14 protein-coding genes are annotated in these 16,543 nt (G+C 40.3%); 12 read left to right on the top strand and 2 right to left on the bottom strand.

The features are described from left to right. Together AC1TO6_RS11650 and AC1TO6_RS11645 are read left to right on the top strand one after the other, a co-directional pair. On the top strand, nt 1–405 hold a 405-nt coding region (locus AC1TO6_RS11650), incomplete at its 5' end, for an aldehyde dehydrogenase family protein (RefSeq protein WP_482101760.1). Nucleotides 406–562: 157 nt separating this feature from the next. Then, nucleotides 563–838 (top strand): hypothetical protein, encoded by a 276-nt coding sequence (locus AC1TO6_RS11645; protein ID WP_482101759.1) that lies wholly within the window; start codon nt 563–565, stop codon nt 836–838. A 72-nt stretch (nt 839–910) separates the two neighbouring features. Here AC1TO6_RS11645 and rpoN read toward each other — a convergent pair whose 3' ends face one another. Next, a complete protein-coding gene (gene rpoN / locus AC1TO6_RS11640; protein ID WP_482101758.1) occupies nt 911–2,224 on the bottom strand; it encodes an RNA polymerase factor sigma-54 in 1,314 nt (437 codons plus the stop codon). A 469-nt stretch (nt 2,225–2,693) separates the two neighbouring features. Between rpoN and AC1TO6_RS11635 the strand changes: the two genes are divergently transcribed. Next, the gene (locus AC1TO6_RS11635) at nt 2,694–4,211 is read left to right on the top strand and encodes an alanine/glycine:cation symporter family protein (RefSeq protein WP_482101757.1); all 1,518 of its coding nucleotides are present in this window, start codon (nt 2,694–2,696) and stop codon (nt 4,209–4,211) included. A gap of 149 nt (nt 4,212–4,360) precedes the next feature. Here AC1TO6_RS11635 and AC1TO6_RS11630 read toward each other — a convergent pair whose 3' ends face one another. Then, nucleotides 4,361–5,464: a M24 family metallopeptidase gene (locus AC1TO6_RS11630; protein WP_482101756.1), complete on the bottom strand. Its 1,104-nt coding sequence runs from the start codon at nt 5,462–5,464 to the stop codon at nt 4,361–4,363. Nucleotides 5,465–5,903: 439 nt separating this feature from the next. On the opposite strand from AC1TO6_RS11630, the gene AC1TO6_RS11625 reads away from it, so the two are divergent. The 9 genes from AC1TO6_RS11625 (at nt 5,904) to AC1TO6_RS11585 (ending at nt 16,516) form a co-directional block, all read left to right on the top strand. Beyond that, nucleotides 5,904–7,580 (top strand): peptide ABC transporter substrate-binding protein, encoded by a 1,677-nt coding sequence (locus AC1TO6_RS11625; RefSeq protein ID WP_482101755.1) that lies wholly within the window; start codon nt 5,904–5,906, stop codon nt 7,578–7,580. Nucleotides 7,581–7,684: 104 nt separating this feature from the next. Next, nucleotides 7,685–8,623, top strand: a complete 939-nt coding sequence (gene opp3b, locus AC1TO6_RS11620) for an oligopeptide ABC transporter permease (RefSeq protein WP_482101754.1) — start codon at nt 7,685–7,687, stop codon at nt 8,621–8,623. After that, nucleotides 8,565–9,626 (top strand): oligopeptide ABC transporter permease, encoded by a 1,062-nt coding sequence (gene opp3C, locus AC1TO6_RS11615; RefSeq protein WP_482101753.1) that lies wholly within the window; start codon nt 8,565–8,567, stop codon nt 9,624–9,626. Before opp3b ends, opp3C begins: the two co-directional genes overlap by 59 nt. A gap of 11 nt (nt 9,627–9,637) precedes the next feature. Further along, nucleotides 9,638–11,614 (top strand): ABC transporter ATP-binding protein, encoded by a 1,977-nt coding sequence (locus AC1TO6_RS11610; RefSeq protein WP_482101752.1) that lies wholly within the window; start codon nt 9,638–9,640, stop codon nt 11,612–11,614. A gap of 26 nt (nt 11,615–11,640) precedes the next feature. After that, on the top strand, nt 11,641–11,994 hold the full coding sequence (locus tag AC1TO6_RS11605; protein WP_482101751.1) for a DUF3899 domain-containing protein: 354 nt from the start codon (nt 11,641–11,643) through the stop codon (nt 11,992–11,994). Between the two features lie 47 nt (nt 11,995–12,041). After that, on the top strand, nt 12,042–13,118 hold the full coding sequence (locus tag AC1TO6_RS11600; RefSeq protein WP_482101750.1) for a M24 family metallopeptidase: 1,077 nt from the start codon (nt 12,042–12,044) through the stop codon (nt 13,116–13,118). 54 nt (nt 13,119–13,172) lie between these two features. Beyond that, the gene (locus AC1TO6_RS11595; protein WP_482101778.1) at nt 13,173–14,243 is read left to right on the top strand and encodes a M24 family metallopeptidase; all 1,071 of its coding nucleotides are present in this window, start codon (nt 13,173–13,175) and stop codon (nt 14,241–14,243) included. Between the two features lie 246 nt (nt 14,244–14,489). Then, on the top strand, nt 14,490–15,470 hold the full coding sequence (locus AC1TO6_RS11590; protein ID WP_482101749.1) for an ABC transporter ATP-binding protein: 981 nt from the start codon (nt 14,490–14,492) through the stop codon (nt 15,468–15,470). After that, entirely contained in the window at nt 15,470–16,516 is a 1,047-nt protein-coding gene (locus tag AC1TO6_RS11585) for an ABC transporter ATP-binding protein (protein ID WP_482101748.1), read from the top strand. Before AC1TO6_RS11590 ends, AC1TO6_RS11585 begins: the two co-directional genes overlap by 1 nt. Nucleotides 16,517–16,543: the final 27 nt, after the last annotated feature.

Raw genomic sequence — 16,543 nt, 5'->3', positions numbered from 1 at the left:
GCACGCCTTGTAGCAGGCGGCAGCAAAGCGTTTGATAAAGGGTACTATGTGCAACCAACGATTTTTGCAGATGTAGAAGACGATATGACGATTGCACGTGAGGAAATCTTTGGCCCTGTCCTATCCATATTTGTATTTGATACGGTGGAAGAAGTGATCCGCCGTGCAAATGATAGTATCTATGGACTCGCTGCAAGTGTCTGGACAAAAAATATCAAAACGGGACATTACGTTGCGAAGAAGTTACAAGCAGGAACAGTCTGGATCAACGACTTCGGTATTGAAATCGAAACGATGCCATTCGGTGGCTACAAACAATCCGGTATTGGTCGCGAAATGGGTGGAGAGTATGGCTTGGCGAACTACACCGAAGTGAAAAGTGTATTTGTGAATATTAAACAATAATAGACCTTAGAATCATGGATGAAAAAAAGACCCTGGATTTAACCCAGGGTCTTTTTTGTAACTGATAAATCAACATGGTTTTTGAATAGTGTGGCAATTGAGTTAGCACTTCGGATATAATAAGAGTATGCAAAACTTTCTGAAAAGGGGCTTAACTATGGGGGTATTTGAATTTATGGCACTGATGGTAAGCGCTATCATACTTACTTTACTATTCATGAAGATTGGTGAGAAAGTGATTTCGATGACTTTCCGGAATAACATAACACCGTTTATCAAAATAGTAGGTTCGCTTGTTTTTGCGCTAATCATTCTTTTATCGTTGATGTACGGTTATGGGAAAACCACTGGAGTCTACGCATGTTTATTGAGTGGGGCAATTATCCTTTATAATAAATACTGGCTTGGCCACTTTTCAGCAGAAAAAGCATAGCAGTTTGAAATAAGAGGAGGAATGGAGATGATTGAACATCTCCATTCCTCCTCTTATTTGTGTAGGGCGCTTTTATACTTGAATATCCTTGCGTTTACTTGAAGGGGGGATTCGTAATTCTTCCCTGTATTTGCTGATTGTCCGTCTGGATATTGTAATTCCCTGTTCAGTATTGAAGTATTCGGCTATTTTTTGATCGGAATACGGTTTGAACTTGTTTTCTTGTGCAATGAAACTTTCCAGAAGTGTCTTCATCTTCGTTTGGGAAATGGTATTTCCGTCTGCCGTTTCTAGCTTTGAAGTGAATAGCAACCGCAAATCAAAGGAGCCGAATGGCGTCTGGATCACTTTGTTTGTCGTTGCCCGACTGACAGTCGATTCATGCATTTCAATTTCATCGGCGACCTCTTTGAGGGTGAGAGGTTTCAATGAATGGAACCCTTTTTTGAAAAAATCCTCCTGTCTTTCCAAAAGGACCTGTACAATTTTAATGATTGTATTTCTGCGCTGTTCAATGCTGCTAAGAAGCCATTGATAATTTTTATATTGCGTATTCATATATTTTGATGCGTCATTTTTTACGTTAAGATACTGTGAATAATCTTTATTTATATGAATCGCTGGTAAATACCCATCATTCAAATGAAAAGTGAATTCATCATCCTTCCACTCGACAATGATATCGGGTGTCAAATATTCCGTTGAAGAATCAGAAGTGAAGGAGCAAGGTCTAGGATTGAGTGTTTGTATAAAATCGAAAAGATCTTTCACTTCGTGCATTTCGATGTTCATTTTTGAAGCAATTTCGTTCCATTTACGGTCAGCAATCAGGTTCAAATGGTGCTCCACTAAACAAGCAGCTAAATTGTTTTCAGGGTAGCTATACGTGATTTGTAGTAGCAGACATTCTTTTAAATCCCTGGCACCTATCCCAATTGGACCAAGTTGTTGAAGGAGGTGGATTCCTTTTTCGATATCATCTTCTCCAAATGCCAAATAGTCATTCGAATGGGTATCGGTGATTTGTAAGTAGCCATTGTCATCAATATTGTAAAGGAGATACTTTATCAGTTTTTGCGTATGGATATCCGGATACATGAACTTTGCCTGTTCCAGTAATTCATCCCGCATATTTTTATCATTGCTTCGCACCGCATCCATGGGCATCTCGGAACTACCGAAGGAGGAGGATTGTCGATGCAAACGTTCTTCATGGACTGGCTTCTCTTCCTTTTCTTTAAGTTTGATAAGTGGATTTTCAAGCTCTTGCTCCCTAATATATTGTTCGAGTTCATAAGTGGAGTATTGTAATAGTTCAATAGCTTGCCTTAATTCAAAAGTCATTAATAGATTCAGTTCCTGCCGTTGCTGGAGCCCAAGTTCCATGACGATTCCTCCTTTTATAGCTGATAAAGAATGAATACGCTTACATGATTGTAGTCTTAATTATAGCATAGGCAATTATAAAATTCGACATGAAATATGAATCTTCAGATTAGATAAAAATATTGAGGAGGTTGATTCAACAAGAGTAGTAAAAATATATTGACAGTCATTTGAAGAAGTTTTACACATTTGAATTAGTAGTTTAATTTTAGAGTTTTATTGCTTAAGTAGGGATGTGACTTCGTCGCATCCCTGCTTTTTTCAGTAATCATATGGTGTTAGTTCATCCGTCGCTCCCCAAAGACACTAGTACAAGAAGTGCAGAAGCTTTTGGCATGGAAATTGCAATAGAACTATGTATATAGGAGAGGTGTTGAGATATAAGGGTGCATTGGGTAATGGTAGTGCTCATTTTATAAATGAGAGCAATGCAAAAAAAAAATGAAAGCGATTTCGAAAGGGGACCTATATGGAGAATCTAGTGAATTGGTTAGTCGATCAGGTATGGAGTCTAGGATTGGTCATCTTTGTCCTGGGGGCAGGATTATTCTTTACAATTGTTACGCGTTTTGTTCAATTAAGATATTTTAAACAAATGATCAAATTAATATTTGAGGGTAAAAGTTCAGAGTCAGGAATATCTTCTTTTCAGGCTTTTTGTTTAGCTTTGGCAGGCCGTGTAGGGATCGGTAATATTGCTGGGGTGGCTACGGCTATAGCCTTCGGAGGTCCAGGAGCAATTTTCTGGATGTGGGTAATGGCAATATTAGGTGGAGCCAGTGCATTTATTGAATCAACACTTTCCCAAGTATACAAGAGTAAAATAGGAAATGAATATCGAGGAGGTACACCCTTCTTCATCGAAAAAGGGTTGAACATGAGGTGGTTTGCAGTAGTGATGGCTGTTGTTGTTACGCTATCCTACGGCATTTTAGTACCTGGAATCCAAGCGAATAGTATTGCGATTGGATTTGAAAATGTACTTGGTTTGAATAAGAGTATTACTGGAATTCTAATGGTTGTATTGCTTGGGGTAATTATTTTTGGCGGCGTGAAGCGAATTGCCAGTGTCGCAGACAAAGTTGTTCCAATTATGGCAGTAGGTTATGTAATTGTTACGTTCATCGTGTTATTTGCAAATATGTCAGAAGTGCCTAAAATGTTCTCTCTGATTCTTTCAAGCGCATTTGGCATGAATGAGGCGTTCGGAGGAATTCTCGGCTCAGCAATTGCCTGGGGAGTCAGAAGAGCCATTTTCTCTAGTGTTGCAGGTGTTGGTGAAGCAACATACAGTTCAGCAGCGGCTGAAGTTACCCACCCTGCTAAGCAAGGCTTAGTACAAGCGTTTTCGATTTACATCGATACAATTGTGGTCTGTACGGCAACAGCTTTCATGATTCTCGTGACTGGCATGTACAGCGTTACACCGGAAGGTAAAGACCCAATTGTCGATACGATGAGGGGTGTTGAGGCCGGTCCTATCTACACGCAGGAAGCAGTAGAAACCGTTTTCCCGGGTTATGGTGCATTGTTTGTTGCCATCGCCATCTTCTTCTTCGCGTTTACTACTCTGATGGCCTATTACTATATCGCTGAAACAACAATTGTGTATCTTGACCGAAAACTAAAGGCGCAGTGGTTGAAAACGGTTTTGAAACTTGTTTTTCTAGCGATGGTATATGTCGGCAGCGTCAAATCCGCGTCATTTATGTGGGCTCTCGGAGATTTAGGGTTTGGAAGTATGGCTTGGCTAAATCTTATCGCGATTTTACTTTTGACAAAGCCGACGCTAAAAGTTTTGAAGGATTTTGATGTTCAGATGAAGGCCGGAAAAGACCCTGTGTTTGATCCGATTAAAGTAGGAATCAAGGGTGCGGATTTCTGGGAAGACAGATGCAAAGAGATGGAATTAGATTCATCTATTGAATTGAGAGACAAAAAAGTTCGAGTAGGGAAAGATGGACTTCGAGACGTACTTGAGCCGTGAATGAAGTAATAAAACAATTGTTTATAGGTACCCCTGCAGAGAATAGTTTTATTCAGACATGCTAGAAGTAAAAAAACCTTGCAAGTGAAGAGTGGCAACAATAGATTTGTTGCTGCTCTACATGCAAGGAAATTATGAACATGATCAAATTATAGAATTTGCAGTTGTTTCGGGAACGAAGACAATACTTCCGCTTTCCCGTCTTCATTGATATAGACAATGTCTTCGATACGAACACCGCCGACATTCGGGATATAAATACCGGGTTCAATTGTAAAGACAAGCCCCGCTTCCGCAATCTGCTCATTGTTTTCATGAATGGAAGGCTCTTCGTGCACTTCAATCCCCAAGCCGTGCCCGACACGGTTATTGAAATACTCCCCGTAGCCACTAGTGGTGATGACATTTCTCGCTGCGATATCGAATGTTTTTACTGGTACCCCTGCTTTGACGGCATTGATGCCAGCTTCATTGGACCGCAGAACGATGTCGTAAATTTCTCGTTGTTTGTCTGAAGCCTTTCCAATAATGAAAGTCCTTGTAATATCAGAACAATACCCATCTTTGATGACGCCGAAATCAATCAGCAAATAGTCACCTTGTTGAATTTTACGTTCACCGGGAGAACCATGCGGCAATGCTGCTTTTTCACCGGTAAGCACGATAGTCGAGAAAGAAGGACCATCTGCACCGAATTTCCTCATCAAAAACTCTAATTCTGCCGTAAACTCGGATTCGGACATTCCGATTTCCACTTTCTTAATGCCTTCTTCCAAAACCTTTTCAATGATTTCAATAGCCGTCCGTAATTTTGCGATTTCTTCTTTAGATTTCTTCATTCTTTGTTTGTTAATGAAAGGCTGTACATCGACTACTTGCACACCCGGGAAAAACGCCAGCAAACTAGTGTACCGATCATAACTCAGCGCTTTGGCTTCAATTCCAACTGTTTCCGAAAGCATTCCAATCGATTCACGAACAACCTCGAAAGGGACTTGCTCGTCTGAAATCGCAATGATTGTCGTAACATCGGAGTCTAGCATAGCGGCATCCTTGTCCAAAGCCGGTACGAACAAATAGGTTTTATCAGCTTGCGTGTCAATAAACATAGACATGAATCTTTCATGGGGATCTGAGTTGAACCCGGTATAATAATAAACATTTGCAGGTGCAGTAATCATAATTGCACCGATATTGTTCTCAATGAGATGCGCTGTCAAAAGCGATCGTCTTTCTTCATATATAGTAGCCAATATGGAACCCTCCTAAAATTGTGTTATCTACTAATCATGCAAGAATGATGCCGTGTTAGCAAATAGAGCGTAAAGTTCTTTTTTTGTGTCAATGAATAGGTAAACGATAAATTCGAAAGTGTTGGCATGAGAATTGCATTAATAATTACTATTAGATAAAGAAAGGAGAAGGGTTAGCCGTTTCGTCTTCATTGTATAATCGCATCCATGTTATAAGTTACTGCAGTTAATAGACGGAACAATTGGTCAATTAAAATTCTGTAGAAGTATTTTTTGGGGGGAGTGTAAATAAAATTTTTACACTATTGATATTTTTGAACTTCGATTCAAGAAAGTTAGACAGTGGTTCTACTAAATGATAATGAGCTGTAAAAAAATGAACACATAAAGAATTATATACAATTGAATTCGCAATGATATTAACGGGGAGGCACAACTTATGGTAAAGAAAACCATGTGGTTATTTACATTGATTTTTGCAAGTCTAGTTTTACTAGCTGGATGTTATGGCGGAGAGAAAGTTGAAGAAACCGATAAAAAGGACGATCCACAAGGTGAAACCAAGGAAGAAGAGAACGTTGAAAAGAGTGTTCTGCATTTGGCGGTAGCAGGGGAAATTCCAACACTTAAATCAAATGGCGCATTGGATGGGTTATCGCAAACTATAATGCAGAACATTTTTGAGGGGCTTTTCAGATTAGATGCAAGCGACAAAATTATTGCTGGAATCGTCGATACGTATGACGTAAGTGAGGACGGCAAACAATACACGTTCCACTTGAGAGAAGATGCTTTTTGGAGTAACGGCGATCCAACAACAGCACAAGACTTCATCTATGCTTGGAAAAAAGCATTACACCCGGAATCTATCTCTCCTCATGCTTATTTGATGGGCGCTGTGAAAGGTGCTGCAAATATCCAAGACCCTGATCATGAAATGTATGGAAAAGTGGATGAACTTGGCGTTACAGCATCGGATGAATTTACATTAGTAGTGGAAATGGAGAACACGGTGCCTTACTTTACAGAACTTTTGGCAAACCCTGTTTTTTATCCGCAAAACGAAAAGTTTTCGGAAGAGCAAAAAGACCAATACGCGCTTGAACCCGAAAATCTAGTCTTCAATGGTCCATTTACATTGGATTCATGGGAACATGACCAAAAATGGACGTTGAAAAAGAATCCGGAATACTGGAATGCAGACAATGTGAATGTGGATGAAATCAATTTCAAAGTGGCAAAAGACACTTCTACTGAAGTGAACCTTTATGAGACGGATACAATTGACGTTGCCAATTTGTCATCGGAATTTGTTGATGTTTACAAAGACCATGAAGAATATACAACTTCATTGAAGTCTGAAATTTACTTTTTACGGATGAATCAGACTAACAAATACTTGAGTAATGCGAATATCCGCAAAGCGATTGACATGGGGTGGGATAAGGAGCAGGCGGCAGATGCCATCCTGAAAAATGGCTCAAAAGCTGCTTACTGGTTAGTATTCCCTGATTTTGTACAATCACCGGACGGTGAAGAGTTCAGGGAGCGCTTTGGAGATTTGAACAAGGGGACACCTGAAGAAGCGAAAGAGCTTTGGGACAAAGGCCTTGCAGAACTAGGTGTAACGGAAATTAAACTAGATCTACTAAGCTATGATGACGGGCAAAGGAAGTCTGTAGCTGAGTATATGAAAAATCAATTGGAAAAAAATCTCCCGGGCTTACAAATTACGATAAATCAACAACCGAACAAACAAAAATTGGCATTGGAAGACGCATTGGATTATGACTTGTCACATTCAGGCTGGAGAAATGATGTAGCGGATCCAGTTGAGTTTCTATCCGTGTTCTTATCAGATGGCGCATATAACTGGCAGGCCTTTAAAAATGAACAATTTGACAAAAACGTGAAGAAGGCAATGGTTGATTTCTCTGACATTGACAAACGATTTGCTGAGTTGCAGGAAGCTGAAGAAATTCTGATTGGGCAAGAGGCTGCAATTTCACCAATGTACCAAGCGGGATCAGCGCGTCTTATTAAACCTAAGGTCAAAGGATTTACTGCACACGCAAACTCTACTTATTCTTATCAATGGGTAACTATCGATAACTGATTAACCATATAAAATCTGCATAATACCTCTCTAAGGAATGAAGTTCACTTTGAGAGGTTTGGCAGATTTATGTTCACTACATCACGATATAGGCGGTGGCTTGCGTGAGAAAGTATATTGCTAGCAGAATAGGATATATGTTATTTACCTTCTTTATAATCGTAACGTTCACATTTTTTCTAATGCAAACGCTACCAGGTTCGCCGTTTAATGATGAACGTTTATCGTCGGCTCAAAAAGAAGTTTTAAATGAAAGATATGGCTTAAATGAACCGTTGTCTGTCCAATATTTCAAATACCTGGTCAACATTACAAAAGGTGATTTTGGGGTATCCTTTCAATTTGATGGTAGATCCGTCACCAGTATTATAGGGGAAAGAATAGGTGTCTCGGCGATATTAGGAGCGCAGTCTTTAATTGTGGGGACGATAGTTGGGCTCTTTTTGGGAATTATTGCTGCATTGAGGCACAATACATTCATTGACTATGGGGCCATGGTTGTAGCGGTTTTAGGGCTGTCGATACCAAACTTTGTATTGGCAGGACTTCTCCAGTACTGGGTAGGTGTACGTCTGCAATGGTTGCCCGTTGCGTTTTGGGAAGGGTTTGAGTATTCCATCCTTCCAACAATTGCACTTGCTGCTTTTGTAGTTGCTACTATGGCCCGCTTTATGAGGACTGAAATGCTTGATGTCCTAGGGAATGAATACATTACGACCGCTAGAGCGAAAGGAATCAGTGAATTAGCTGTGGTTATGAAACATGGTTTGCGTAATGCAATGATACCTATTATTACGATTTTAGGTCCATTAACTGTCGCGTTAATGACTGGAACGTTGGTTGTTGAGAAAATATTTAGCGTACCCGGCTTAGGAGAGCAATTCGTCAAGTCTATCTTGACCAATGATTATCCTGTCATCATGGGTGTGACATTATTTTATAGCTTGTTGTTCATTATCGTAATCCTCATTGTAGATCTGTTGTATGGCGTCATTGATCCGAGAATCCGACTTTCAGGAGGTGGGCATCGTGAAGGTAAATGAAATTGAATTAGCCGATGACCTATTTGAAGAGGCGGGGCAAGGGTTCATAGAGAACAAAAGCGTAAATCGTCCATCATCGACTTTTTGGAGGGATTCATGGCTACGGTTGCGAAAGAATAAAGGTGCGTTTACAGGGTTAATCCTCATCGTACTAATCATCTTTCTAGCTGCTTTTGGACCTTTTATGAATTCGCATGGATTTGATGAACAAGACTTAACGAGAACAAATATGCCGCCCAAAGTACCGGTATTGGAAAATATACCATTTTTAGGTTTAAGTGGAGTGGATATCCGAGGAACGGATCAATACACAGCAAAAGGTGTATCTGAGTACTACTGGTTCGGAACAGATGATTTGGGCCGGGATTTATGGACGCGTATCTGGGAAGGAACAAGAATCTCATTATTTATTGCTTTCTTGGCAGCGACATTGGATTTGGTGATTGGTGTAGCTTACGGCAGTATTTCCGCCTATTACGGTGGCCGAATCGACAACGTGATGCAACGTATCATTGAAGTTCTGATGGGTATTCCAAATCTGATTGTAGTCATTCTTCTAATCTTAGTTTTAAAGCCTGGAATTGTCTCGATAACCTTGGCTATGGTTATTACGGGATGGGTAAGTATGGCGAGGATTGTACGGGGGCAAGTTTTGAAATTGAAGGGACAGGAATTCGTTCTTGCTTCTAGAACGTTGGGAGCAAACGATAAGAGGCTCATCTGGGGACATCTGATTCCCAATTCATTGGGACCGATCATTATTACAACAATGTTTACGATTCCAACTGCGATATTTACCGAAGCTTTTCTTAGTTTTATCGGTTTAGGACTTCAACCGCCGATTGCTTCACTTGGGATGATTGTAAATGATGGTTTTAAGATGCTGAAAATATATCCACATATGCTCATGTTCTCTTCTATCATTATCAGTTTAATAATGATCAGTTTTAACTTGCTTGGTGATGGTCTTCGGGATTCATTTGATCCGAAAATGAAGAAATAGAGGTGAATAAAATGGGGAAGATCTTATCAGTAGATGATTTACATATCTCTTTTGACACATACGACGGAGAAGTACAAGCTGTTCGGGGCGTTACATTTGAATTATATAAAGGTGAAACGTTGGCCATCGTTGGTGAATCGGGATCGGGAAAGTCCGTTATGTCGAAAAGTATCATGGGATTGATACCCAAACCGGCAGGGCGAATTGTGAAAGGGCATATCTGGTACCAAGATCGGGACATTACGACCTTCACAAATAAGGAATTGATGGGCATCCGGGGATCTGATATATCCATTATATTTCAAGATCCGATGACGTCCCTGAATCCGACAATGACTGTCAGTAATCAAATTATTGAAGGGATTATGGCCCATCAAAAACTTTCGAAGAAAGAAGCTGAGAAAAAAGCAATTGATTTATTGGGTCTAGTTGGAATTACAAATGCTGAAGAGCGAGTAACGCAATATCCACACCAATTTTCCGGTGGAATGCAGCAGCGTGTCGTCATCGCCATGGCGCTTGCCTGCAACCCGGGGATATTAATAGCGGATGAACCGACAACTGCACTAGACGTTACTGTCCAAGCTCAAGTACTCGAGTTGCTGAAAGATATTCAAAAGAAAATGGGGACATCTATTATTTTCATCACGCATGATTTGGGTGTTGTTGCAAATATTGCTGATCGAGTTGCTGTCATGTACGCAGGAAAAGTAGTCGAAATCGGGAAAACCGAAGAAGTTTTTTATAATCCACAACATCCTTATACTAAAGGGTTATTGGCTGCGATGCCAGATTTGACAATTGATCAAGAAGAATTGCAAACCATCCCAGGCTCACCACCTAATCTACTATATCCTCCAACTGGAGATGCATTTGCATTACGAAATGAATACGCATTAAAAGTAGATTTTCTGCATGATCCACCGATGTTCAAGGTATCTGAAACACATTCTGCAGCAACATGGTTATTGCATGAAAAGGCCTCAAAAGTAGCGAAGAAAGTGGAGACAAAGCAGCAAACAAAAATAATTAGTGAAATAGTGCCGGCCAGAGAAATTGGTCAGGAGAAGTTACTCGAAGTGAAAGGCTTGAAACAGCACTTTAAAGGCAGTAAAAACTCAGTCATTAAAGCTGTCGATGGAATTTCTTTTGATATTTATAAAGGCGAAACATTTGGCTTGGTTGGAGAATCAGGATGCGGGAAGTCAACAACAGGGAGGACACTGATTCGTTTGTACACCGCTACAGAAGGTGAAGTTCACTTTAAAGGTGTCGACATTCATAAGAAAAACAAATTGAACTTGAACAAAGACATTCAAATGATTTTTCAGGACCCGTATTCGTCACTAAATCCGAGGTGGACTGTGGCAGATATTATAGCCGAGGGAATGGATATTCATGGGCTGTATACCTCGAAAGCTGAGCGAATGGAAAAGGTTTATGAGTTATTGAAAACGGTCGGCCTGTCAGAAGAGCATGCCAATCGATACCCACATGAGTTCAGTGGAGGACAAAGACAGCGTATAGGTATTGCACGAGCTCTTGCTGTAGAACCGGAATTTATCATTGCGGATGAGCCAATCTCCGCATTGGACGTCTCCATTCAAGCACAAATTACAAATTTGCTGAAGAAACTTCAAAAAGAGAAGAACCTAACGTATTTGTTTATCGCTCATGATCTGTCGATGGTGAAGTATATTAGCGATCGGGTTGGTGTCATGTACCAAGGGAAGTTGGTTGAAGTGGCTGAGAGTAATGAACTGTATGACAATCCCTTACATCCTTACACCAAGTCATTATTATCTGCCATTCCTGTTCCGGACCCTGAAGTTGAGAAGAGAAGAAAAAGGGTGCATAAGGATGAATGGGCTATAAACGTTGAAGATTGCATACTGAGGGAGATTACAGAAGGACACTGGGTCGCGTGTACGGAGGACGAAGTTGAATCATATAAAAGGAAATCAGAAGCTACTGCTCTTTTAGTTTAATACATTTCCATAAAGGACTGTTTAAGATGAAAAAGAAATTAGTCATCACCTTTAGTGGTATTGGTTTGCTGGCGATGGCCTTTCTCATGCTGAATGTAAGTGTTGTTTTTTGGGATATTTTCTTTCTAATTGGCTTAGTGATCTTTATGCTGGGGGGCGTATTTTTATTGCTAGAAAAAGGGGTGTTTGACTTCTTCTTTTACAGTTTTAAAAAGTTTTTAAAAACCTCTTCGAAAGTGGAAGGATACGTAGCGGAAGTGAATGGTCAAGGTGAGTTTGCACTGTCAGTTGCTAAGACTGCAACGTTTTCAAGCTACTTTCTGCTCGTTGGAATAACAATCATAGTTGTTACAACAATATTTTCTGTATATCTCTTTTAATAATACGAATCAGTTTCAACAATAATAATTTACATTGGGGGAGAAAAATGAATAGAATAGCGAAGCTTCAAGATCAGTTAAATGAATTAAATATTGAAGGATTGCTGATTAATGGGGATTGGAACCGACGCTACGTAACCGGATTTACAGGTAGTAATGGCATTGTACTCATCACAAAAAACGACGTTATCTTCATAACAGATTACCGCTATTTTGAACAAGCTAAAAGTCAGACAGGCTTAAACGTTGTGTTACATGCAGAGCATACGGGCCATAAACATAAGATTTATGATGAAGTAGCGAAGCAAATCAATAAGATGGGCATAAAACGAATTGGATTCGAACAACAGCACTTAAGTTTCGGGAACTATGCAAAACTGGATGCGCTCATCGATTGTGAAATGATCCCTACTTATGATGTCGTTGAAAATTTGCGTATGGTTAAGTCGCTCGAAGAAATCGAAAACATCCGCATATCTTCAAAAATTACGGATGATGCGTTTGTACATGTCTTGGACTTCATTCGTCCGGGATTGACGGAATTGGAAGTTGCCGGCGAATTAGAAAACTTCATCAAAAAGAACGGCGGAATCACCTCGACGTTCAGCCCGATTGTGGCATCGGGGAAACGGGCATCGCTTCCGCACGGCCGAGCAAGCGACAAGGTTATTGAACAAGGTGACATGATCACGATTGACTTTGGGACAAACTACAATGGCTATTGGTCCGATATTTCCCGTGTCGTGGCAATGGGTGAGCCAAATGAGAAGATGAAAGAAGTTCAGCAAGTAGTTCTCCGGGCATTCACCAACTGTGCTACTCATTTAAGACCGGGGTTGACGGATCGTGAAGTGGACGAGTACATGAGAGAGGTTCTGATCGAAACAGGCTACAATGAATTTTCTGGAACAGGAACGGGTCATGGAATCGGTCTAGAAGTACACGAGAAGCCGCTATTCTCCGTAGACTCGGAAAAGCTTTTATTGCCAAACATGGTCATTACAATTGAGCCGGGCATCTATTTACCGGAAATCGGCGGGGCGCGCATTGAAGACATGCTCCTCATTACAGAAGAGGGCTGCGAGGTATTGTCGCCGTCTACAAAGGAATTAGTTATTCTATAACAGTAAAACGACTAGCTAGGGACTACCAAACAATCAAGAGGAGGATTGATATTGTTGGATAAATTGAATCAAGTTAGAAGATTATTTGAAGAGTTTGGCGTTGATGGACTACTTGTCACTAATGAATTGAATCGTCGCTATTTAACAGAATTCACGGGAAGTGCCGGCGTTGTTTTAATCACCCAAACTGAAGCTTTGTTCTTAACGGACTTCCGCTATGACAAGCAGGCAAAGGAACAAATTAAAGGCTATGGAATAAACATTCACCAATCATCCCGATTCCTGATGGACAACATTATTCAAAACGTAAACAAGTTGGGTATTAAAAACCTGGGGTTTGAAGCTGGAGATATGACTTTTAATTTCTATTCAGAATTAAAGAATGGAATCGATGTAAATCTTGTCCCCACAACAAAAGTTGTTGAAAAGCTTCGCTTAGTGAAAACTGAATCAGAAATTGAAAAGGTCAGGAAAGCTGCCAAGATTGGAGATGCCGCATTCAATCATATTCAAAGCATTATTCGGCCTGGCGTAACGGAGTTGGATGTTGCCATTGAGTTGGAACACTTCATGAAAAAGCAGGGAGCAAGCGGAAATTCATCGCATTCTCTAATTGTCGCTTCCGGACATCGTGGTGCGCTCCCGCATGGTGTGGCGAGTGACAAAGTGATTGAATCAGGGGATATGGTGACACTTGATTATGGGGCATTGTACGAAGGTTACAGATCAGACATGACTAGAACGCTTGCTGTCGGAACGCCTGATACAAAACTGGTTGAAATATATACGATTGTTTATGATGCACTACAACTTACACTAGAGACAATCAAAGCAGGAATGACAGCAAATGAAATAGACGCTATCGCAAGGGAATATATAGATGGAAATGGCTATGGTCAATACTTTGGACACGGTCTTGGACATGGAATCGGACTCGATATTCATGAGGACCCTTTCTTCTCAAGTAATTCAACGGAAGAATTGCTGCCCGGTATGATTGTCACGATTGAACCAGGCATCTATATACCTGACCTTGGTGGTGTTCGAATCGAAGATGACATCTTGGTTAAAGAAAATAGTATTGAGATTTTGACACTGTCTCCTAAAGAATTGATTAGGTTGTGAATAGAGTATAAGTTACTATACACTTGAATTACATTATTCTAACTATTTAGACACCTATCTGATGAATAAAAGTTTGAGAGAAAGAATAACCTAAATATTTGTTTACACCCAAATCCTCACTGACATTAAGTCGCAGTGGGGATATTCTTTTGAGTACTGAAATAGTTTGATTAATGGCATGAAACTTGCAATGAAGTTATATAGATTAGCACCAAAAGAAAGCTGAAAACGGTGGGGTGGATATGAATGTCAACTTTGTTGGAAGTGAAAAGTCTAAAAACGCACTTTAAAAAGAATAAACGCGTCGTACGGGCAGTAGATGGAATTGACTTTGAGATAAAAAAAGGCGAGACTGTAGCACTTGTTGGGGAGTCTGGATGCGGTAAAAGTATGACTTCATTGTCAATTATGGGTCTTGTCCCGTCACCGGAGGGGAAGATAGTTGATGGTGAAATTCTGCTAGACGGCGTTAATCTAGTAGAATTGCCCGAAAAGAAAATGTATAAAGTTCGTGGGAAAGACATTGCGATGATTTTCCAGGAACCAATGACTTCTTTAAATCCAGTTCTAACAATTGGTGATCAATTGATGAGTGTTATTATCTATCATCTAAAACTTACAAAGAAACAAGCAGAAACAAAAGCGATAGAAATGCTGGATTTAGTCGGTTTTTCGGATCCTAAAAAGTTGCTTAAAGATTATCCGCATCGCTTATCCGGCGGAATGAGACAGCGGGTGATGATAGCGATGGCCATGTCTTGTAATCCTAAGTTACTGATAGCGGATGAACCGACAACTGCATTGGATGTTACGATTCAAGCGCAAGTACTCGAGCTGATGAAGAAGTTAAGCGTGCAATTTTCGACGTCTATTCTTTTGATCACGCATGATCTTGGTGTTGTTTCTGAACTGGCGGAAAGAGTCATTGTTATGTATGCAGGGCAGATTGTTGAAATCGCTTACATTGATGATTTGTTTGGAAATCCTCTTCATCCCTATACTGTAGGACTCATTGATTCGGTACCGAAAATAGACGGAGAAATTGAAAGACTTCGAGCTATTAAAGGAAATGTTCCCGCTCCCGGATCAATCATAACAGGCTGCAGGTTTGCGGCTAGATGCAGCAAAGTGTTTGACCGTTGCACCAAAGAAGTGCCAGCTTTAAAAAAAGTAGATGAATATAGATCTGTCAGGTGCTTTTTATATGATGAAGTGGGGGCGGAATGATGGGTTCGACCAATTTATTAGAACCAACTGTGCTTGGCGGTAGAGTAGATAGAGTAATAGAAGAAACCTTGTTGGAAGTACGGAATTTAAAAATGCACTTCCCAGTGAAGGCCGGTATTATCCAACGTACAGTTGGCCATGTGAAAGCTGTCGACGATATTAGTTTTAATGTAAGGAAAGGAGAGACCCTTGGAATCGTCGGAGAATCAGGCTGTGGTAAATCCACGATGGGTAGGGCTCTCATTAGATTATACGAACCAACAGGCGGCAACGTACTGTTTGAAGGAATTGACATTACAAATTTGCCGGAAAAGGAATTAAGGCCATTAATCCGAAGAAAGATTCAAATGATTTTTCAAGACCCTTATGCTTCTTTAAATCCTAGAAAGTCATTGGGGAATCTGTTAAATGAACCGCTAAAAGCCCACGGACTATATAAAAATCAAAAAGAGCGGGATGAAAAAATAAAAGAGCTTCTAAACGTCGTCGGTTTACATTCCTCATCCATTAATTACTATCCACACGAATTCTCGGGGGGACAGCGTCAGAGGATTGGAATTGCTCGATCCTTGGTGTTAAACCCGGAACTGATTATTGCAGATGAGGCTGTTTCCGCATTAGATGTATCCATACAGGCGCAAATCATTAATCTTCTAGAGGATTTGCAGTCTGAATTTAATCTGACCTATATTTTCATATCACATGATTTAAGTGTGGTGAGGCATATTGCAGATCGAGTAGGCGTTATGTATCTAGGAAAACTCGTCGAGCTAGCCGATAAAAATGATTTATATGTTGAACCGCTCCATCCATATACACAGGCACTACTTTCTGCCGTACCTATTATTCGAAGTAGAGGTTCTGCTAGTAGGGAGAGAATTATTTTAAAAGGCGATATTCCGAGTTCAGTTAATCAGCCGACGGGATGTGTGTTCCATACAAGATGTCCGGCAAAAATGAAGGTTTGTGAAACGATGATTCCACAACTCAAAGAGCCACGTCCAAATCATTTCGTTGCCTGTCATTTATATGATGCAAGTCTATAAATGGGTAAATAGATTTTTATTCTACAG

It is taken from the genome of Sporosarcina sp. Y352 (assembly GCF_056786535.1).
This window is presented reverse-complemented; position numbering and strand designations above follow the sequence as displayed.